This window comes from Formosa algae (assembly GCF_001439665.1).
Classification (GTDB): domain Bacteria; phylum Bacteroidota; class Bacteroidia; order Flavobacteriales; family Flavobacteriaceae; genus Formosa; species Formosa algae.
On record NZ_LMAK01000016.1, the window covers coordinates 49677 to 70635 of the forward strand.

Sequence of the window (20959 nt, forward strand, 5' to 3'; positions counted from 1 at the left end):
AGGTTATCAAAAATAGTGTTATTTATTTTAATAACGGGTTTAATTACGGCTTGTAATTCTATTAAAAGGGTTGGAGAAAATGAACGCCTTCTGGTTAAAAACACCATTTATGTAGATAGTGTTAGAAACACTTCAGAACAAATTGACAATTTACTATATCAAGACCCAAATAAAACCATGCTTGGTCTTCCTATTCGGTTATACATTTATAATCTTGCCAGACCAAATATAGATTCTATTATAGATGCGCGTTTAAATAAATCTGAAAAACACCGCGAAAACTTAGAGCGTTTTCTATCTAAAAAACAATTATTTCAGTATATAGGTTATAGAAAAGGCTTAAACTCTTGGTTAAAAACAACAGGAGAAGCACCCACTATTGTGAGTGAACCACGTGCTATAAAATCGGTAAAACGTTTAGAAGATTATTACACAAATAACGGTTGGTTTGATGTAGTTGCAAGTTACGATACCATACAAAAGACGAAAAACAAAACCGAAATAGAATACCATGTTAATCTGGGTAAAGCCTTTAAAATTGACAGTCTCTCTTCAAAAATCATGTCGCCTACTGTAGATACTATTTACAATAAATTTAAACACAGATCTAAAATAAAAATTGGCGAACGTTATACCACAAATAACTTTGAAGCAGAACGTGATAGAATAACAACCTCGTTAAGAAACAATGGCGTTTATCAATTTAGCCAAGATTATGTTATTTTTCAGGTAGACACCGTTGGTACGAACAAAAAAGTAAATGTAGAAGTTCAAATTAAAGATTACGAATTAAGAAAACAAGACTCGTCTTACAGAGTACCTTTTAAAGTATATAAAATTAAAGACGTCAACATTTTTACTGATACTAAAATTGACAATAGAAACGCAACCATTACAGATTCTACAACTTATAATGGGTATAATTTATATGGTACAGAAAAAATTGCATTTAGGCCAAAAGCTTTAACAGATGCGATTTTTATTGGTCCAGGAAGGATGTATAAAGACATAGATCGTACACGTACTTATAATCATTTAAGCGGATTAAAAACGTTTAAATATCCAGATATTAAATATGTAGAAAATCCAGACACTACACTTACAGCGAACATACATTTAACCCCATTAAAAAAATTCAATCTAGGTTTTTCAACAGAAGTATCTACAAGTAACATTCAGGTCATTGGTTTTTCGGTAAGTCCAAGTTTATTAGCCAGAAATATATTTAGAGGTGCAGAAACACTAGAATTATCGGGATTTGCTTCCATAGGTGCTTCTGATGATGCGGGAGATGATAAAGATGTGTTTTTCGATATTAATGAGATAGGTGCCGATTTAAAATTAACCATCCCAAGACTATTTTTTCCGATTAAAACAGATAGCTTGATACCTAAATTTATGTCGCCTACAACAAAAGTTAGTCTATCTATAGCAAGTCAAAAAAACGTAGGTTTAGATAAGCGCTCATTAACGGGAAATCTAAATTACAATTGGAAACCAAAACCAGGAATTACGCAATCTTTAGATTTATTTAGCGCACAATACGTTAGAAATTTAAATCCTGACAATTACTTTAATGTATACAGCACGTCTTACAATACCTTGAATGATATTGCTCAAGATATAGGATACGAATCTAGTGATGAGGATTTATCTATTCCAGACGGTACAACAGAATTTATCACAGAAGTCTTAAGCGACGATCCGCCAAACGATATTTCTGATGACGATATACAAACCGTTAATAATATTGAAGAGCGCAGAATTAGATTAACAGAAAACAACCTTATTGTGTCTTCTGCCTATACTTTTATAAAGGACAACAGAAGAAATATTAGCGATGAAAGTTTTTATATTTTTAGATTCAGACTTGAATCTGCAGGAAATTTAATGGCTTTAGGTTCTAATCTTGCTAACAGTACTAAGAATGACGACGATCGGTACGAACTTTTTAATGTGGCTTATTCTCAATATATTAAGACAGAATTCGATTATACGAAACACTGGGATTTAGGACACGAAAACATACTCGCTTTTCGTAGTTTCTTCGGAATTGCCATACCATACGGAAACTCAGACAACATTCCTTTTTCTAAAAGTTTCTTTGCCGGAGGTGCAAATGATAACAGAGCTTGGACTGCCTACGATTTAGGTCCTGGTAGTTCGCAGAGTAATGACGATTATAATGAAGCCAACCTAAAACTGGCTTTAAATATAGAGCATCGTTTTAATGTCTTTGAAGATTTATACGGCGCATTATTTGTAGATGTTGGAAATATTTGGAATGTTTTAGATAATATAGATGATGACGCATCTACTTTCGACAGTTTTAGCTCACTAAAAGACACGGCCATTGGTACGGGTTTTGGACTGCGCTACGATTTTAGTTTTTTAGTATTTAGATTTGATATTGGATTTAAAACCTACGATCCGTCTTACACAGAAGGCGACCGTTGGTTTAAAGATTACAATTTCGGAAATGCCGTATATAATGTAGGTATTAACTATCCATTCTAAATACTTTTTTAAAAAAGTAAAAATTAAAACGTTTTCGCTATTTTTTGCCTTACTTAAGGGCTTTAAAACTAAAAAAAAACACTTAAATGTGTTACTTTTGGTAATAATCAACATTCACAATATAAAAAAAATATTATGGGACACAATATTAAACCGGGAGTTGCTACCGGAAAAGAAGTACAAAACATTTTTAATTACGCTAAAGAAAAAGGGTTTGCTCTTCCAGCTGTTAACGTAATTGGATCTGATACTATAAATGGAGTTTTAGAAACTGCTGCATCTTTAAATGCACCAGTAATTATTCAGTTCTCAAATGGTGGAGCTGTATTTAATGCTGGTAAAGGATTAAGTAACGAAAACCAAAGAGCTGCAGTAGCAGGTGCTGTTGCTGGAGCTAAACACGTACATCAACTAGCAGTAGCTTACGGTGTTCCTGTAATTTTACATACAGACCATTGTGCTAAGAAATTATTACCTTGGATAGATGGTATGTTAGATGCTAGTGAACAACATTTTGCAGAAACTGGAAAACCGTTATTCAGCTCGCATATGATTGACCTTTCTGAAGAGCCTCTTGAAGAAAACATGGAAATTTGTAAAAAATACCTTGAGCGTATGAGCAAAATGGGTATGACTTTAGAAATTGAATTAGGAATTACAGGTGGTGAAGAAGATGGTGTAGACAATACAGATGTAGACGATTCTAAACTATATACACAACCAGAAGAAGTCGCTTACGCTTATGAAGAGTTAAGTAAAGTGAGTGATCAATTTACAATTGCAGCTGCTTTTGGGAATGTACACGGTGTTTACAAGCCAGGAAACGTAAAACTAACTCCAAAAATCTTAAAAAATTCTCAAGAGTATATTACTAAAAAATATGGTGTAGAAGAAAACCATATCGATTTTGTATTCCACGGGGGATCTGGTTCTACAGTAGAAGAAATTAGAGAAGGAATTAGCTATGGTGTAATTAAAATGAATATCGATACAGACATGCAATATGCATTTATGAGCGGAATTCGTGATTATATGAAAGAAAATGAAGCCTATTTACAGGCTCAAATTGGAAATCCTGATGGTGCAGACTCTCCAAATAAAAAATATTATGACCCTAGAGTTTGGCTAAGAAAAGGTGAAGAAACCTTTGTAGCTCGATTAAAAAAGGCATTTGAAGATTTAAATAATGTGAATACATTATAAAAAAATCGTAGCGTTATGCTAATATTAAAAACAAAATTATAATTTTGGCAGAAATATAGTAACAGAAATCGAAACGGTTTTTAACATTAAAACTGTTTACATTTCTATTATATTTACATAAATTTAACCTAACAGACATAAAGAATACTATTTTTTATGTCTGTTTGCTTAACGCTAAACTGAACTATTTTAAGGCAATTCATGCTTTAAAATAAAAAAATAAGAATCAATATGTCTTGGTTTAAAAGAAAAACAAAAGGAATTACAACCACTACCAACGAGAAAAAAGACACACCAAAAGGGCTGTGGTATAAATCTCCAACAGGTAAAATAGTAGATACAGAAGAATTAGAACAAAATTTCTATGTGAGTCCAGAAGATGGTTATCATGTTAGAATAGGAAGTAAAGAATACTTCGAAATACTTTTCGACGAAAACACCTTTAAAGAATTAGATGCAGATCTTACCTCTAAAGATCCTCTTAAATTTGTCGATACTAAAAAATATCCAGACCGTTTAAAGGCTGCTCAAGATAAAACCCAATTAAAAGATGCCGTTAGAACTGCGGTCGGAAAATCTAAAGGTAAAGAGTTAGTTATAGCATGTATGGACTTTAGTTTTATTGGAGGTTCCATGGGAAGTGTCGTAGGTGAAAAAATAGCTCGTGCTGCAAACTACTCTTTAAAGAACAAAATTCCTTTAATGGTAATTTCTAAATCTGGTGGAGCAAGAATGATGGAAGCCGCGTTATCTTTAATGCAAATGGCTAAAACATCTGTAAAGCTAGCACAATTAGCAGACGCTAGTATTCCTTATATATCTCTATGTACAGATCCAACAACCGGAGGTACAACAGCATCTTTTGCTATGTTAGGAGATATCAATATTAGTGAGCCTGGAGCTTTAATTGGTTTTGCCGGACCACGTATTGTAAGAGACACTACAGGAAAAGAACTTCCTGAAGGCTTTCAAACTGCAGAGTTCTTGTTAGAACATGGGTTCTTAGACTTCATTACACATCGTAAAGATTTAAAAAACAGAGTAAACTTATACATCGATTTAATTACAAATCAACCTATAAGATCATAATATACTAAAGAGACGTTAAAGTCTCTTTTTTTATGTCTTTTATAAAAGATTGCTAATTAAATTTTTAAATGATATAATATTCTTATATTTGCGGCTCGAAAGATAGGCTTTCGTGTACATAACAATCATTTACAATAATATTAGAATGTATTTATCAAAAGAAGCAAAACAGGAAATGTTTGCAAAGCACGGGAAAGATAAAAACGATACAGGTTCTGCAGAAGGGCAAATCGCTTTATTTACTCAAAGAATTGAACACTTAACAGCACACTTAAAAAACAACCGTAAAGATTACAATACGGAACGTTCTTTAGTAATGTTAGTAGGTAAAAGAAGAAGCTTACTTGATTACCTAACAAAGAAAGATGTCTTAAGATATCGTGCTATTGTTAAAGAATTAGGATTAAGAAAATAATAAAAGAGAGGCTTTACGCCTCTTTTTTTACTTAAATACGTCTCGTAAGAGATAAGATAAAAAGCTGTTTTATAGTTTTTCATTGGTCACCCACACAACAACTACAACACAACGACCATTGTTTAATTAGAATAAAAAAATTATGATTCCAAAAGTTTTTAAAGAGGTCATAGACCTTGGCGATGGAAGAGAAATCTCCATTGAAACCGGAAAATTAGCTAAACAAGCTCATGGATCGGTCGTTGTAAAATCTGGAAAATGTATGTTATTATGTACATTAGTTTCAAATTACAAACAAAGTGATGTAGACTTTTTACCTTTAACGGTAGACTATAGAGAAAAATTTGCAGCAGCAGGTCGTTATCCTGGAGGTTTCTTTAAAAGAGAAGCAAGACCAAGTGACGGAGAAGTATTAACAATGCGTCTTGTAGACCGTGTTTTACGTCCATTATTTCCAAAAGATTATCACGCAGAAACTCAAGTAATGATTCAATTAATGTCTCATGACCCTGAAGTTATGCCAGAAGCAATGGCAGGTTTAGCCGCTTCTGCAGCGATTCAATTATCTGATGTGCCTTTTGAAACTCCAATCTCTGAAGCTAGAGTTGGTCGTATTAATGGGGAATTCATTATCAACCCAACAAGAGCTCAATTAGAAGAATCTGACATTGATATGATGATTGGAGCATCTGCTGATTCTGTTATGATGGTTGAAGGTGAGATGTTAGAAATTTCTGAAGAGGAAATGGCTGAGGCTATTAAATTTGCTCATGAAGCTATTAAAGTACAATGTGCTGCTCAAGTAAGATTAGCAGAAGCTTTCGGTAAGAAAGAAACACGTGAATACGAAGGCGAAAGAGAAGATGAAGCTGTAGAGCAAAGAGTTAAAGCATTAACTTACGATAAAGTGTATGCGGTAGCAAAACAAGCATCTGCTAAACACGAAAGAAGTGCTGCTTTCGACGCTATTAAAGAAGAAGTAAAAGCATCTTTCACAGAAGAAGAATTAGAAGACTTTGGAGATTTAGTCTCTAAATATTTCTATAAAGCTGAAAAAGCTGCTATTAGAGATTTAACGTTAAATGAAGGTTTACGTTTAGATGGTCGTAAGACAGACGAGATTAGACCAATCTGGTGTGAAGTAGATTACTTACCATCAACACATGGTTCTTCAATCTTTACTCGTGGGGAAACTCAAGCATTAGCAACAGTTACTTTAGGAACATCTAGAGAAGCTAACCAAATAGATATGCCATCTTTTGAAGGTGAAGAGCGTTTCTATTTACATTACAACTTCCCTCCTTTCTCAACTGGTGAAGCGCGTCCTTTAAGAGGAACGTCTCGTCGTGAAGTAGGACACGGAAACTTAGCACAACGTGCTTTAAAAAATATGGTTCCTTCAGATTGTCCTTACACAGTACGTGTAGTGTCAGAAATTCTTGAATCTAACGGTTCGTCTTCAATGGCAACGGTTTGTGCAGGAACTATGGCTTTAATGGATGCAGGTGTGCAATTAAAGAAACCCGTTTCTGGTATTGCCATGGGATTAATTACAGATGTTGAATCTGGAAAATACGCTGTATTATCTGATATTTTAGGAGACGAAGATCACTTAGGTGATATGGACTTTAAAGTAACAGGAACTGCAGATGGTATTACAGCTTGCCAAATGGATATTAAAGTAAAAGGATTATCTTACGAAATTCTTGTAAATGCTTTAAAACAAGCTCGTGATGGTCGTTTACATATCTTAGGATTAATTACAGATACTATTTCTGAACCTAATACAGATGTAAAAGAACATTCTCCTAAAATGATTACTAGAAGAATTCCTAACGAATTTATCGGTGCATTAATCGGACCAGGAGGAAAAGTAATTCAAGAAATGCAAAAAGAAACAGGAACAACTATCGTTATTAACGAAGATCCTGTAACTGAAGAAGGTATTGTTGAAATTTTAGGTGTAGGTAACGAAGGTATCGCTGCTGTACAAGCTAAAATTGATTCTATATTATTTAAGCCACAAGTAGGTAGCGTTTACGAAGTAAAAGTTATTAAGATGTTAGATTTTGGAGCTGTTGTAGAATATCTGGAAGCGCCAGGCAACGAAGTCTTATTACACGTAAGTGAATTAGCTTGGGAACGTACTGAAAATGTTTCTGATGTTGTTAATATGGGTGATGTATTCGATGTGAAGTATTTTGGGACAGACCCTAAAACACGTAAAGAAAAAGTATCTCGTAAAGCCATTTTGCCAAAACCAGAAGGTTATGTAGCAAGACCACCACGTGAACGTGATGATAGAAAACCTAGAGATAACAGAGGTCGCGACAACAGACGTGACGATAGAAAACCTAGAGAAAAAAGAGATTAATTAGTTAATCCTTTAATCATATTTAAAGCCAACCTTGTACATTCAGGGTTGGCTTTTTTGTTTTTTAACAATATTTATTAGAACCTATTAACAAGACAAATACTAAAAACTAGATAAAAAAGACAATCATAAAATTATTTAACTCACTAATAAAATTCTATATATCAAAACCTTTCAGTGTAAATTCATGCTCATATACTATTTAAATCATTAGATTAATTTTCAGTAATATCTAATACACAAAATAAATAAAAAAAATATCTCAAAATTGTAACATTTATAATGATGCTTACGTATAACTACATACAAAGGAGTATTCACATAATTATTTACAGAAGAACTTTACATGAGACAACTTAAAATTACGAAGCAGGTTACTAATAGAGAAACAGCTTCGCTAGATAAATATCTTCAAGAAATTGGAAAAGTTGACTTAATTACTGCAGACGAAGAAGTAGAATTAGCGCAACGCATTAAAGCTGGTGATCAAATCGCTTTAGAAAAATTGACAAAAGCTAATTTACGTTTTGTGGTTTCGGTAGCGAAGCAATATCAAAATCAAGGCTTAACTTTACCTGATTTAATTAATGAAGGGAACTTAGGTCTAATTAAAGCTGCACAACGTTTCGATGAAACACGTGGTTTTAAATTCATTTCTTATGCCGTTTGGTGGATTCGTCAATCTATTTTACAAGCCTTAGCAGAACAATCTAGAATTGTACGTTTACCTTTAAACAAAATTGGTTCTATTAACAAAATTAATAAGACCTTTGCTTTTCTTGAACAATCACATGAGCGTCCACCTAGTGCTGAAGAAATTGCAAAAGAATTAGACATGACCATTAACGATGTTAAAGAGTCTATGAAAAATTCAGGTCGTCACGTAAGTATGGATGCCCCTCTTGTTGAAGGTGAAGATTCAAACTTATACGATGTATTAAATAGTGGTGAATCGCCTAACCCAGACCGTGAATTATTACACGAATCTTTACGTACAGAAATCGAACGTGCTCTAGAGACATTAACACCTCGTGAGGCAGACGTAATTCGTTTATATTTCGGATTAGGTAACCAACACCCAATGACGTTAGAAGAGATTGGAGAAACTTTCGATTTAACCCGTGAACGTGTAAGACAAATTAAAGAAAAAGCTATACGTAGATTAAAACATACGTCTCGAAGCAAGATATTAAAAACATATTTAGGTTAATCCTAAAACTAGTAACAAACAGTTTACGTCCTTCGGGATGAAGATAACTGTTCGTTTTTTGATTGATGAAAGAACCCTCGGCTGATTACCGAGGGTTCATTTTTTTATATTACATTTGCTCAAAATTCACACTTAATGAGTTCTAAATTAATAGCCCCTTCAATTTTAGCTGCAGATTTTGGTAATCTTCAACGTGATGTTGAAATGGTAAACAAAAGCGAAGCAGATTGGTTTCATATAGATATTATGGATGGTGTTTTCGTTCCAAATATCTCTTACGGTATGCCTGTTTTGGAAGCAATTGCTAAACATGCAACTAAAACCGTAGATGTACACTTAATGATTATAGACCCTGATCGCTATATTAAAACATTTGCAGATTTAGGAAGCGATATTCTTACTGTTCACTACGAAGCTTGTACACATTTACATCGAACAATTCAGGCTATTAAAGCTGAAGGAATGAAAGCAGGTGTTGCTTTAAATCCGCATACTAATGTTAATGTACTAGAAGATATCATCAATGATATTGATGTCGTTTTGATTATGAGTGTAAATCCAGGTTTTGGCGGACAAAGTTTTATAGAAAATACATTTAACAAAATTAAGCAACTAAAAACTCTAATAGAGAGAAAAGAAGCTGCTACTAAAATTGAAATTGACGGAGGTGTAACCGATAAAAATGCTAAATCATTAATTGACGCTGGAGCAGATATTTTAGTTGCGGGTAGCTTTGTTTTTAAAAGCTCTGATCAGTTAAAAACAATTTCTGAGTTAAAGTCCATGATAAAATAATAATCTAAAATTAAACATTTGTTATTTTTACAACCGATTAATTTTGATTATGTTAGTACTCGAATTGATTGATTACCATTAAACTAAAAAAAAGCGTTTCTTATCTAAATAAGTTAGATAAACTTCATTAATCAAAATTTAAACATTATTTTTAACAAAAAATTTAATATGAAAAAAATTACAGTTATACTTTTTTTCCTAATGTGCTCAACTTTTGCTTATAGCCAATTTAGAGGTTATGACGAATGGGTTGCTAGTGCAGGTATAAACATAGTCGACAACAGTGCTTTTAAAGATCCTTTAAAGGGTACTGAGGATTGGAGTTTTAGTACCCCAATCACTATAGGTATTGAATATAAATTCGATGAATATTGGTCTCTTAGTTCTATGATATCTTTAAATAAAATAGACAAATTTTATGTAGATTATGGACAATCACAGGAAACAGGTTTAGCTCAAGGTTGGTTGAATGAAAGCGGAACCTATTTTTCTTTCGATGTGAATGGTAAATTTTATTATGATGAATTAATCGCTAGAAATGACCAAATAGATGCTTATGCAGGTTTAGGTTTAGGGTATTTCAATGTTTCTGATGAATCTAACGTTTCAGGAAATTTTGCTCTAGGATTAAGATTTTGGTTTACACCTGAATATGGTGTAAGACTTCAAAGTATGGCTAAATTTGCCTTTGATAATGATAAAGTATACGCTAATAATAACTTTATACATAGTTTAGAATTCTTATATAGATTCTAAAAACTATATAAAAAACTCATAAAAAAAGAGGTAACTTGTTTTAAGTTACCTCTTTTTTTATGAGTTTAATCGATCTTACTTATATAAAAAATTTGAGAATCTAAGAAGATTGAATTAATAGTACCTAAATATAATATAGAAATCAAACCGAAGTCTCTATAAAGTAGAACATTAATAATTCAAATTTGTTAACTTTAAATTCAATTTGCCATAAAAATCTTCAAGGGAAATTAATAATAAAAGTCTAAAATCAATTTATTTAGGATAATCTCAAATAGATAAAACACATTCATATATTACACTAAAAATACTTTGGAAATAGAAAAGCCACAATTAAACATAGGTGCAAATCTTATTAAGTTAGGTGGTCAATTCTTATCAACAACAATGTATATAATAGCGAGGTTCATTAATAAAAAAACAGAGCTTTGTGAAACCTAATTAGTTGAGTGTTGGAGTTAACCTATTAGTGGACGTATTTAAAATAATTAAAAAAGTGAGTTACTTTTAAATCTAATTGAAAATTTACAATCAAATAAGATCTGTCTTGTTCTACGATACTAGTATTAAAAAAAATGAAATAGGCTTACTGTAATATGTGAGTTTCCTATTCAAATTGAACTTAAGTTTAGGCATAGCACATTAGTTAAAATGAAATAAATTAACAACATATCAAAATCTTCGTATTTTTTGTTTAATTTCATTTTTAATCCACGCCCAAGAATATTTTTTAAGGACTACCTCTTCTTTATTATAACCATAACCATAACCGTAGTTATAGCCATACCCTTTAGATGTTTTTGATTCACTAATATTATTGACTACATAAACCATATTATTTAATTTCCTGTTATCATATAATTCACTAGAAAATCCTAATAATTTTTTCTCAGTATATCCTGCTCTGGTGACATAAACCGTAGCATCGGCATATTGAGAAATCAATAAGGTGTCTGAAACAAGTATTATTGGAGCAGTATCTATAATAATGTAATCATATTTAAGTTTTGCATCTTCGATCAAATGCTCCAGTTTACCATTAGACAATAGTTCTGTAGGGTTAGGAGGAATCGTTCCTGCTGTTAAAACATCTAAATATTCAAGATTATAACTACTTTTTTGTAAATAATCTTTCCAATCGGCCCCACTTTCAAAAAGATAATTTGAAAGTCCTTTCGCTTTTTTTGAACCATCAGTAACTGTGATTTTTGGATTCCTTAAATCTGCTCCAATTAATAAAACTTTTTTATTAATACTTGAATAAGCTAATGATAAATTGACAGAGACAAACGTTTTACCTTCTCCTTTTATAGATGAAGTAACATATACTACTTGTGCTGTATTTTTATTTTTAGGATTCAAAACATACCTTAAATTAGTACTTAAAATCCTGAACGACTCAGCTAAAATAGTCCTATCATGAGGATTTTCAAATAATCTATGTTCAGATTTAAGCTCAGGGATCTCTCCTATAATCGGTATACGTTTAGATAATTTTGATACATCTGTTTTATCATGAATTTTAGTGTCGGATTTAAACATTAAAAACAAAATACCGAAAGGTAAAATTAAAGCCGCTAAAACACTTTTCATATAAATACCTTTAGTATCAGGACTCACAGGTTTACCAGAACTAGAAGCATATTCAACTACTTTAACTGATGGAGAAGTAATTGCTAGATTAATAGCTGCTTCCTCACGTCTTTGAAGTAGTAATAAATACAAGTTTTCTTTAATATTTTGTTGGCGTTCGATGGAACGTAATACTTTTTCTTTTTGGGGCATGCTGTGTACCAAACCTTTTGCTGTAGTTTTTTCTTTTTCTAATCGGATTAAAGACGTATTTAATTGCTCAAAATAGGAATTTAATGATTTTTTTAAGTTAACTCTTAAATCTATTAGTTGACGATCAAATGCTATAACTTTTGGATTTTGAGATCCAGCACTCGCAATTAAATTTTCACGCTCTAAAACGAGTTGATTATACCGAGAAATAATGCCATTTGTATTGGCACTTTGCAAACCTACGTTTTCAGGCAATAATGAACTAAGGTCTGAATTAGTTAAAGGTTCTTCCAACAATTTTGCTAAAGCTATTTGATTTTCTAACTCAAATACAGAGTTTTCAGTAGATGATCGTTTTCCCATACTGTAACCAACGTCAGAATTAAAGGTGACCAAATTATTATCTTGTTGAAAATCTTTTTTATTATCTTCAATAGAGTCTAACTCTTCTGCTAAATAAATAAAACGATCATCTACAAAATCTATAGTACGTTGATAAACCAATTGTCTATCAATCATACCATCTTCATTAAACTGTTCCACTACTTTATTTAAAGCATCTTCAGATCTTTTCTTATTTTCTCCAGTCATGGATAATTGTAAAATATCTGTCGTACCTACTTTTCCAACAGAAATTGAATTTGATAAACCATTAGCTGCTGAATTAAGAGATTGTACAGTTATTATATAATTCAATCCAATTTGATTTTTTATCCAACTTTCAGATTGTATTAAGAAAGGAAAACCTTTTTTTGGTGAATTTAAGTTATACCCCTTAATTGTAAATTCATCTAAACGATCTTTACCTTTACTTACAGTTAAACCATTTTCTTTAATCTCAATATTAAAAATTTGACTTGAAATTTGATTATTAGGTTCTAAATACACTATTTTAAGCGGTCCATTCCATTGCTCTTTAGTAGTAAATTGTCCCTCAATAAAATATCTAATATGTAAATCTAAACTGTCAACAACCTTTACTAATAAACGGTTAGATTTTATAATCTGAATTTCGTTTTCTAAACTTTTAGAATCGGTAAAAAGGCCTCCACCACCTCTTTGGGTAGACAATTCTAATCCTTGTGATTCATTTAAAATTTTAATTTTAGCTGAAGAACTAAATATTTCTGGAGTATATCTCAAATAAATCAATGCCAATACAACTCCTAAAATTACACTTAATGCAAACCACTTCCAATAATGTAAATAATTTAAAATTTCTTCCTTAATATCTAGACTTGAATTATTATCCTCTAAATTATTGTTTGAAAACTCTCCTGCCATAACTTCTAATTTGTTAATAATAAGATTAAAGTCAATGCAAAAGAAACAGCACTAAATATTCCTGTCAACCCTGTTATATAACCAGCCTTTTTCACTCCAGGTCCATTTTGATTTACTACTATAATATCGTTCTGTTTAATGTTATAAAATGGACTTGTAAACCAATCCGTTTTTGTCATATCGATGTGCCCTACAGTACGTACTTGATCGACCTCTCTAATAATCATAATATCTTCTCTAACTCCATTGATACTTAAATCACCAGCCATACCAAGTGCTTGTGGTAATGTTATCGTTTCTTCATCATAATCATAAGTACCTGCACTGCCCACAGCTCCTAAAACAGTAAATTTTGCATTAACAATACGAACTATTATAGTCGGATCTTTTAAATGCCCTCCTTTAATTAAAAGTTCCCTTATATGATCTTCTAATTCCTTTGGAGATTTATTTTTCACCATGATATCCCCTATAATTGGAAAAGTAATTTCACCAGTAAATGAAACCAAATAACCTTGCTGTTTCATAGCATTGGTATTATTAGTTCCATTTGTAGAATTTGTTCTATTATAAGGCTCTGCTGCTTCAGGAACTAACGATTTTACGGTAACACTTAGAATATCATTAATTTGAATTTTGGTAGTATTCAATATAACTTCTTGGGGAATATTTTCATAATCTTGAAAATATAAAATTTCTTTCTTAGTTGCACAGGAATTCAGAAAGAGAAAAGCTAAGAATACCCCTAGCAATCTAAATAATTTCATTAAAATATTTTTTATATGATTTACAAATATAAGTGTAATACATTCAATCACAAGTGACTTATTAATGTTATTTCACTTTAGAATACCCTACCAAATGTAATTTTCTTAATAATTTATTCATCTTTATGCGTTTATTAAAGACACTATAATTAATAAAAAACGGTAGAGAAAACATAAGTAAACCCGAAAAAATAACAACTAATAATAAAAAATTTACAGTTAAGTATTGAAACATTAAAGTTAAAATTAGCACAGAAGTTGAAGCAATTGAAATGACTAAAGTAACTTGCCAATGTTTAAGACCTAATTGCAACATTTGATGATGAATATGATTCTTATCGGGGCTAAATGGATGTTTTTTATAAATAACAACTCTAACATAAAAGATTCTGAGTGTATCTAACAAAGGAAAAAACAAAATAGCAAGAACTAAAATTGGAGCATTTAAATGAAATTGTGCTACAGAATTTAATTGATTAATATGAATAAAAGCTACGGATTGAAAAGCTAATAAAAAACCAACAACCATTGACCCTGTATCTCCCATAAAGATTTTTCTAACTTTTGAAAAGTTGAAATATAAAAAAGGAATAAGCGCACCAACTAAAGATAAAGATACCACTGTTAATGACATTTCTTGCATTTTAAAAAACAAAAAACCATAAAACAATGAAACTAATAGACCAACAGAACCAGCTAAACCGTCTAAACCATCTATTAAATTATATGCATTTATAATTAAGATAAATACAAATAAGGTGAAACCTACCGAAATAAAATAAGGTAACTCACCAATACCTAATATACCTGAGAAAGTTATTATTCTAACATCTGTGATTAGGATGACCATTAATGCTGCTATAATCTGCCCAAGCATCTTTTTCTTAGGAGAAAGTATTAATATATCATCTTTTACACCTAAAAAAAACAATATAATTAAAGCTCCAACTATAGGCATTAATAATTTAGCATTTAAAAATGCTCCGGACAAAGTTAGAACTATAGCAACAGCAAAAAAAATACCAATTCCTCCTAAGGTAGGTACTGTTTTAGAATGTACACTACGCTTATCGGGGACATCAACTAATTGTTTGGCGTGAGCAATAAAAATAATAGTAGGAAAAGCTAAAAAAGCTGTAACTAATGCTAATAAGAAAGGAAATAATAATAAAATAGTTCCATTTCCATTATCTATAATTGAGTTGAACAAATTCATTAATAGCGGTTTAATACACAAGTAAGTCTATAACTTAAATTTGTGAAATTTGGGTTTGGTTTAATTATAAGACCTAATTATAAATCAAAAAGATCTTACAGACAGATGTTAGTATTTTATTACTACAATCAATTTTTAAAAATTACTTAAGAAATATACAAAACTTCTCTAAAAAAAACTTTTAAAAACATCCTTATCTCTACGTTTAGCAAAAATAGTTTTTACTTTTTAAATAACTGCGGAATCTTAGATAAGTTTTTTGAGCAAATAACTAATACAGGTGCCCCCAAATTATTCCCTTTAACGGCCATATAATCTTCTCTTGTTTTTAACCAAATATTTTTCAAACTTCTATTACTAGCTCCACCAACTCTCATTTTGGTTACTACTTCTGGTAGGTATTTAAAACTAAGGGAATCATCCTTAAAAATCCTTAACATTAAATCGTAATCTGCAGCTATTTTAAAATTTAAATTAAAAACACCATGGTTTAAATACACCGATTTTTTTAAAAACAAAGTTGGATGTGCTGGCATCCACCCTTGCTTTAATAATTTTTTTGAAAATGACTTACTTTTCCAATTTCTAACTATTTTTTCAGAATTTGTTGAATTTATGTAATGTAAATCACCATACACACCATCTATATTTTCATCATTAAAAGCTTCGACTATATGACTAATCGTTTCAGAAGACGCAAAAAAATCATCGGAATGTAAAAAACCAATAATGTCTCCACTTGCTCTATTTATGCCTTTATTCAATGCATCATAGATTCCTTTGTCAGGTTCGGACATACTAATTACATTGGTATGGGTTTGCTTTACATCCTCTATGATATTTAGCGTATTATCTGAAGATGCTCCATCAATAATAATATATTCAATATTATTATACTTCTGGCTTAATACCGAATTCAAGCAATCTTGTATCGTCTTTTCGCTATTGTAAGTAGCTGTAATTATGGAAACTTTCATTACTCTATTTCTCTTTTTCTTATTTGTCGGGCAGGATTTCCTTGATATATATAATACGCCTCTAAAGTTTTTGTTGCGACTGAATTCACCGTTAATATAGCATGCGATTTAATGTTTACCCCAGGGCAAACTACAGTTTTTGCTCCGACCCATGCCCCATCATCAATCGTAATTTCACTAACTAATAAATCGAATGTGGTTTTCTTATAATTGTGATTTCCACACAATAACATAGCTTCTTGAGACACGCATACATGATTACCTATAGTAACTTTTGCTAAATTATCTATCCACACCTTTTCTCCGATCCATGAATAATCCCCTATAGTTAACAACCAAGGATATTTAATATTCACCCCTGGCTTTATAACAACACCTGATCCAATTTTAGCTCCAAAAAGCTTTAAAAGAAATACTTTTAGACTTGAAATTGGATTTAAAGGATTTATAAAAAATAATACGTTAACAAAATACCAAAGTGAAATTTTAAGTGTACTCCCTGGCTTATACCATGTATTATTATAAGTAGATAAATCCGTTTTCAAATTATTGATTTTCTTTTAATAAGTTATCGAAATAACCAATTGTTTTTACCAACCCTTCTTCTAAATGAATTTTTGGTTCCCAACCGTTAAGTTCTTTCTTTGCTAAATCTATTACAGGTTTACGCTGTAACGGATCGTCTTGTGGTAAAGGTAAATGAATGATTTTAGATGTAGAATGAGTTAATTCAATTACTTTACTCGCTAATTCCATCATTGTAAATTCTACTGGATTTCCAATATTTACAGGACCTGTAAAGCCATTTCTACTATTCATCATACGAATTGTACCTTCAACCAAATCATCTACATATTGAAAAGAACGGGTCTGACTTCCATCTCCAAACATAGTAATGTCTTCACCTTTTAATGCTTGCACAATAAAGTTTGAGACTACACGTCCATCATTAGGATTCATATTTGGACCATAAGTATTAAAAATTCTTATGATTTTAACGTCAACTTCATTTTGCAAATGATAGTCCATAAACAACGTTTCTGCACAACGTTTTCCTTCATCATAACAAGACCTTAATCCGATAGGATTTACATTACCCCAATACGATTCTGGTTGTGGATGCACAGCAGGATCACCATACACCTCACTTGTAGATGCTTGTAAAATTTTAGCTTTAACACGTTTTGCTAAGCCTAACATATTAATAGCCCCCATAACAGATGTTTTAATCGTTTTTATAGGATTATATTGATAATGAACTGGGGATGCAGGACAAGCCATATTATAGATTTCATCCACTTCAATCATAAAAGGTTGTGTCACATCATGACGAACCAATTCAAAATAATGATGATCCATTAAATGCTCAATATTCTTTTTACTTCCCGTAAAATAGTTATCTAAACAGATAACTTCATTCCCTTCATTTAATAAGCGCTCACTTAAATGTGACCCTACGAAACCAGCTCCACCGGTTATTAATATTCTTTTCATTATATATTTTCTATTTAAATAGTTTCTTAGTATCTGATACTAGTTCTGGTTTTTGAGTAAATGTTTCGGCAAAATTATATGCTGATTTAGACCATACTTTAAAATCATCGGCTTTCATTTCCGAAAAATGATGAATCGCTTTCACAAAATTTTCTGTTCCTGCTATTGGTATGTCATAACCAATGTGTTTGATTTTTAAATCTATCCAAGGCGTTTGATCTGATATAATCACTGCGCAACCATTTTGCCAAGACTCCATAATTACATGTCCGAAGTTTTCATGCATAGTTGGTAATAATAAAACATGCTGGTTTTGTAAAACGTCTTTTAATTTGTAATTAGGGATTGCTCCTAAATAATTTACAGCTATATGTTTTGGCATTTGTTTTATAAAAGCTTCACAAGATTCCCAATACTCAGTCTCATCAACTGGACCAATAATTGAGAAGTTAATATTCTGGCTTGAATCTGTTTTGAACACAAACTCTAAAGCTTTCAATAAATTTTTCTTTAATGCTATTCTGGAAAGAAAAAAAACATTTAGATGATTTTCTTCTTTATGTTTAGCTTTGTAAGGTTTCATTTTTGAAGACAGATTTGGAGCTATTCTAATATCTAAATCTGCGCCAAATTGATTTATTATTTCTTCTTTTTCCAGAGCTGATGTTGCATGCCAAACCACTTTTTTATGAAGTCCTTTCAACTTAAATAAAGCTATAAACAGCTTCTTTTTTAAAGGTTTAATAGCTAAAGCCCCCTTACCGACCATTCCTCTAGGTGCTAAAACACGTTTTATAGCAGTATTTTTACAAGTCCATAATGGAAGTAGTGTGAATTTTATAGAAAATAATGAATTGAAATAAACATAATTAAAATTACCCAAATTAAATAGCTCTCCATAAAATTTACTTTGCTGGTGAGTTTCATCTAGATATATAATTCTATAATTTTCTTTAATTTGCCAGGTGTTAAATTCTATATCATTATAAGGTAATTCTTCTCCTAAGTCTTTATTAGAAGTCACTATTGATATATTATAGTCAACATGAAGATGATGAACAATATTATTCACGGATTGTATTGGTCCTCCTGCCTTATATCCTGGTAAAAACCAATCGATAAAAATTAATATATTTTCTTTATTAGGCATTAGCGACCTCTTTATAAATAGTTAAATAATCTTGAGCTATTTTATCTATTTGAAACCGTTTAACGTTTTCTTGTCCTTTAGTAATTAATGCATTGTAAGTTAAATCATCTGAAAGTACCGATTTAACGGCATTATGAATTTCACTTATATTGTAAGGATTCACTAAAAACGCACTATCTCCCGAAACTTCTTTCATCGCTCCTATATTAGAGGTGATGACAGGTCTTCCAACTGCCTGGGCTTCTATAATTGGCATACCAAAGCCTTCGTATACAGACGCAAATAAAACTAAATCACAAGTTTTATAAGATTCTATAATCTCTGAGTAAGGTATTTGAAATAAGGACGTATAGTTCAATTTATATGTTTTTAAGAGCTCCAGTTGTTGAGTTGTTAGTTTACCAATAATCGTTAATGTACAATTTATACCGTTTAAAGCCTCAAAAGTACGTTCTAAATTTTTATTAGGCTTGGTTCCTATCAATAAAATATTTGGACAAGTAGTATTTTTTGGTTTTGGTGAATAGCTAAGTTGTGTGTTAACGGGGTTATAAACGACTTTAATCTTATGAGTTGCAAAAGGAATAATTTTACAAAGTTCGTCTTTTGTAAACTCAGAAATCACAGTAATTTTATTAACAAACAATGTTGGTAAAGTAAACCATAGTGTTTTTAAATAAAATCGTTTTATAAAATTACCTTTTAAAATTGAACCTATATCGTGAATTGTTAAAACAGACCTTTTGCCCGTAGCTAAAGCCATATAATTAACATCTCCAGTAATATGATTAACGGCTTTATTCTTTTTAAAATGTAATACATTTTTTGATATCACAATAGGGCTCCCTCCTGAAAACTTTAGTTCTTGGGTCTTAACTTCTACCTTGTCTTTGAGCTTTGTTTGTACTGCACAAAACAATTCTTCAATACTATTATATTGAGGGAGGCGTTTTCTGAAGATGTAATTTATTTTTAAAGACATTAACAATTTTTAATTTGTATTAACAGACCTAAAATACTTATCAAAATATTTATATAATAGATTTCTAAGCAGGAATACTGGTACAAAATAGGTAATCATATTTCCCATAACTTTTATCATATTAAAGCTATACACACTGATAAGAAAATAAAAAGGAGTAATAAAAATAACTGCCCAAAACATAGTTTTGGATTTATTAAAAAACAAATTAATTACATAACCAAATATAGCCCCTAAAAAAGCTAAAAAAGGAAACATATTAATAGGCCCAAAATCAATATAAGCATCAGTCATATAACCTATACTATGAGAAGCCTTACCTCCTCCAACTAATCCTAACATAGTGTATTTATTGGTATGCTCAGAATCATCGATAACACCTTTATTGGGGAAAAATATTCTAGGTTTAAAATAAAAAGAAACAGCATTACTAAAAATCTCCCCATTTTGATGAGGTATTCTATCAGGGACATTATCTAAAGTGATCGAAAAAAACTCTATATAACTAATTCTATCTAACAAATCATCAACAGCGTCTTCCATATCTTCTAGTGTTAATTCTTCTAAAAGAGAAATCATTTTGTTAACACCATCGGATTGAGACACAACAACCCTTTGGCCTCCTCCTCCAGATAAATAATCTCTAAACTCCATCTTAACAGATGTCCAAACCAAACCTAACATTAAAGTAGCAATACCTAACATTAGAAACTTAAACAACTTAGACATATCAATCTGATATACTACACTTAGCATACCAATAAAGGCGATAATAATTATATCTTTGAAAGAAGAAAAATATCCTGTAAAACCTATTAAAACTTCTACAAGGATAACTATATATAATAATTTTAAATCTCTTTTGTAATAATTTGCATATACAAAAGCCCAAATAAACACTCCCCATTTTAATTTAGAGAATGCCATCAGAATAGCGTTTAATCC

17 protein-coding genes are annotated in these 20959 nt (G+C 31.1%); 8 read left to right on the plus strand and 9 right to left on the minus strand.

What is annotated here, in order from left to right; translation table 11 throughout:
* Window positions 1-15: 15 nt before the first annotated feature.
* From tamL to AST99_RS06885, 8 genes are all read left to right on the plus strand, one after another.
* Entirely contained in the window at window positions 16-2517 is a 2502-nt protein-coding gene (gene tamL, locus AST99_RS06850) for a translocation and assembly module lipoprotein TamL (protein WP_232301593.1), read from the plus strand.
* A gap of 135 nt (window positions 2518-2652) precedes the next feature.
* On the plus strand, window positions 2653-3720 hold the full coding sequence (fbaA, locus tag AST99_RS06855; protein WP_057780569.1) for a class II fructose-bisphosphate aldolase: 1068 nt from the start codon (window positions 2653-2655) through the stop codon (window positions 3718-3720).
* A gap of 231 nt (window positions 3721-3951) precedes the next feature.
* Window positions 3952-4809, plus strand: a complete 858-nt coding sequence (gene accD, locus AST99_RS06860; RefSeq protein ID WP_057780572.1) for an acetyl-CoA carboxylase, carboxyltransferase subunit beta — start codon at window positions 3952-3954, stop codon at window positions 4807-4809.
* A 145-nt stretch (window positions 4810-4954) separates the two neighbouring features.
* Window positions 4955-5224, plus strand: a complete 270-nt coding sequence (gene rpsO / locus AST99_RS06865) for a 30S ribosomal protein S15 (protein WP_057780575.1) — start codon at window positions 4955-4957, stop codon at window positions 5222-5224.
* A gap of 142 nt (window positions 5225-5366) precedes the next feature.
* Window positions 5367-7598, plus strand: a complete 2232-nt coding sequence (locus tag AST99_RS06870) for a polyribonucleotide nucleotidyltransferase (protein WP_057780579.1) — start codon at window positions 5367-5369, stop codon at window positions 7596-7598.
* 346 nt (window positions 7599-7944) lie between these two features.
* The gene (locus tag AST99_RS06875) at window positions 7945-8808 is read left to right on the plus strand and encodes a sigma-70 family RNA polymerase sigma factor (RefSeq protein ID WP_034041378.1); all 864 of its coding nucleotides are present in this window, start codon (window positions 7945-7947) and stop codon (window positions 8806-8808) included.
* A 135-nt stretch (window positions 8809-8943) separates the two neighbouring features.
* On the plus strand, window positions 8944-9603 hold the full coding sequence (rpe, locus tag AST99_RS06880) for a ribulose-phosphate 3-epimerase (protein ID WP_057780582.1): 660 nt from the start codon (window positions 8944-8946) through the stop codon (window positions 9601-9603).
* 168 nt (window positions 9604-9771) lie between these two features.
* Entirely contained in the window at window positions 9772-10359 is a 588-nt protein-coding gene (locus tag AST99_RS06885; RefSeq protein ID WP_057780584.1) for a porin family protein, read from the plus strand.
* 672 nt (window positions 10360-11031) lie between these two features.
* Here the strand turns inward: AST99_RS06885 and AST99_RS06890 are convergent.
* From AST99_RS06890 to AST99_RS06930, 9 genes are all read right to left on the minus strand, one after another.
* Entirely contained in the window at window positions 11032-13428 is a 2397-nt protein-coding gene (locus AST99_RS06890) for a GumC family protein (RefSeq protein ID WP_057780587.1), read from the minus strand.
* 5 nt (window positions 13429-13433) lie between these two features.
* Window positions 13434-14195 (minus strand): polysaccharide biosynthesis/export family protein, encoded by a 762-nt coding sequence (locus AST99_RS06895; protein ID WP_057780590.1) that lies wholly within the window; start codon window positions 14193-14195, stop codon window positions 13434-13436.
* A 67-nt stretch (window positions 14196-14262) separates the two neighbouring features.
* On the minus strand, window positions 14263-15411 hold the full coding sequence (locus tag AST99_RS06900) for a glycosyltransferase family 4 protein (protein ID WP_057780593.1): 1149 nt from the start codon (window positions 15409-15411) through the stop codon (window positions 14263-14265).
* 221 nt (window positions 15412-15632) lie between these two features.
* Window positions 15633-16388: a glycosyltransferase family 2 protein gene (locus tag AST99_RS06905; protein WP_057780596.1), complete on the minus strand. Its 756-nt coding sequence runs from the start codon at window positions 16386-16388 to the stop codon at window positions 15633-15635.
* A complete protein-coding gene (locus tag AST99_RS06910) occupies window positions 16388-16933 on the minus strand; it encodes a WcaF family extracellular polysaccharide biosynthesis acetyltransferase (protein ID WP_057780599.1) in 546 nt (181 codons plus the stop codon). Before AST99_RS06910 ends, AST99_RS06905 begins: the two co-directional genes overlap by 1 nt.
* A 1-nt stretch (window position 16934) precedes the next feature.
* Complete coding sequence (locus tag AST99_RS06915) at window positions 16935-17882, minus strand: UDP-glucuronic acid decarboxylase family protein (RefSeq protein ID WP_057780602.1); 948 nt, start codon at window positions 17880-17882, stop codon at window positions 16935-16937.
* 10 nt (window positions 17883-17892) lie between these two features.
* Window positions 17893-19032, minus strand: a complete 1140-nt coding sequence (locus AST99_RS06920; protein ID WP_057780605.1) for a glycosyltransferase — start codon at window positions 19030-19032, stop codon at window positions 17893-17895.
* Window positions 19025-20014 carry a glycosyltransferase family 4 protein gene (locus AST99_RS06925; RefSeq protein ID WP_057780608.1) on the minus strand — a complete coding sequence of 330 codons (990 nt, stop codon included), beginning with the start codon at window positions 20012-20014 and terminating at the stop codon, window positions 19025-19027. Before AST99_RS06925 ends, AST99_RS06920 begins: the two co-directional genes overlap by 8 nt.
* 9 nt (window positions 20015-20023) lie before the next feature.
* A partial coding sequence (locus AST99_RS06930; RefSeq protein WP_232301594.1) for a hypothetical protein occupies window positions 20024-20959 on the minus strand: 936 nt, incomplete at its 5' end.

What these genes read in the sequence shown, in the direction of transcription:
- AST99_RS06920 (WP_057780605.1), bottom strand. Translation starts at nt 19,032, where the DNA reads ATGCCTAATAAAGAAAATATATTAATTTTTATCGATTGGTTTTTACCA.
- AST99_RS06915 (WP_057780602.1), bottom strand. Translation starts at nt 17,882, where the DNA reads ATGAAAAGAATATTAATAACCGGTGGAGCTGGTTTCGTAGGGTCACAT.
- AST99_RS06875 (WP_034041378.1), top strand. Translation starts at nt 7,945, where the DNA reads ATGAGACAACTTAAAATTACGAAGCAGGTTACTAATAGAGAAACAGCT.
- accD (WP_057780572.1), top strand. Translation starts at nt 3,952, where the DNA reads ATGTCTTGGTTTAAAAGAAAAACAAAAGGAATTACAACCACTACCAAC.
- AST99_RS06925 (WP_057780608.1), bottom strand. Translation starts at nt 20,014, where the DNA reads ATGTCTTTAAAAATAAATTACATCTTCAGAAAACGCCTCCCTCAATAT.
- rpe (WP_057780582.1), top strand. Translation starts at nt 8,944, where the DNA reads ATGAGTTCTAAATTAATAGCCCCTTCAATTTTAGCTGCAGATTTTGGT.
- AST99_RS06905 (WP_057780596.1), bottom strand. Translation starts at nt 16,388, where the DNA reads ATGAAAGTTTCCATAATTACAGCTACTTACAATAGCGAAAAGACGATA.
- AST99_RS06900 (WP_057780593.1), bottom strand. Translation starts at nt 15,411, where the DNA reads ATGAATTTGTTCAACTCAATTATAGATAATGGAAATGGAACTATTTTA.
- AST99_RS06870 (WP_057780579.1), top strand. Translation starts at nt 5,367, where the DNA reads ATGATTCCAAAAGTTTTTAAAGAGGTCATAGACCTTGGCGATGGAAGA.
- AST99_RS06885 (WP_057780584.1), top strand. Translation starts at nt 9,772, where the DNA reads ATGAAAAAAATTACAGTTATACTTTTTTTCCTAATGTGCTCAACTTTT.
- fbaA (WP_057780569.1), top strand. Translation starts at nt 2,653, where the DNA reads ATGGGACACAATATTAAACCGGGAGTTGCTACCGGAAAAGAAGTACAA.
- rpsO (WP_057780575.1), top strand. Translation starts at nt 4,955, where the DNA reads ATGTATTTATCAAAAGAAGCAAAACAGGAAATGTTTGCAAAGCACGGG.
- AST99_RS06895 (WP_057780590.1), bottom strand. Translation starts at nt 14,195, where the DNA reads ATGAAATTATTTAGATTGCTAGGGGTATTCTTAGCTTTTCTCTTTCTG.
- AST99_RS06890 (WP_057780587.1), bottom strand. Translation starts at nt 13,428, where the DNA reads ATGGCAGGAGAGTTTTCAAACAATAATTTAGAGGATAATAATTCAAGT.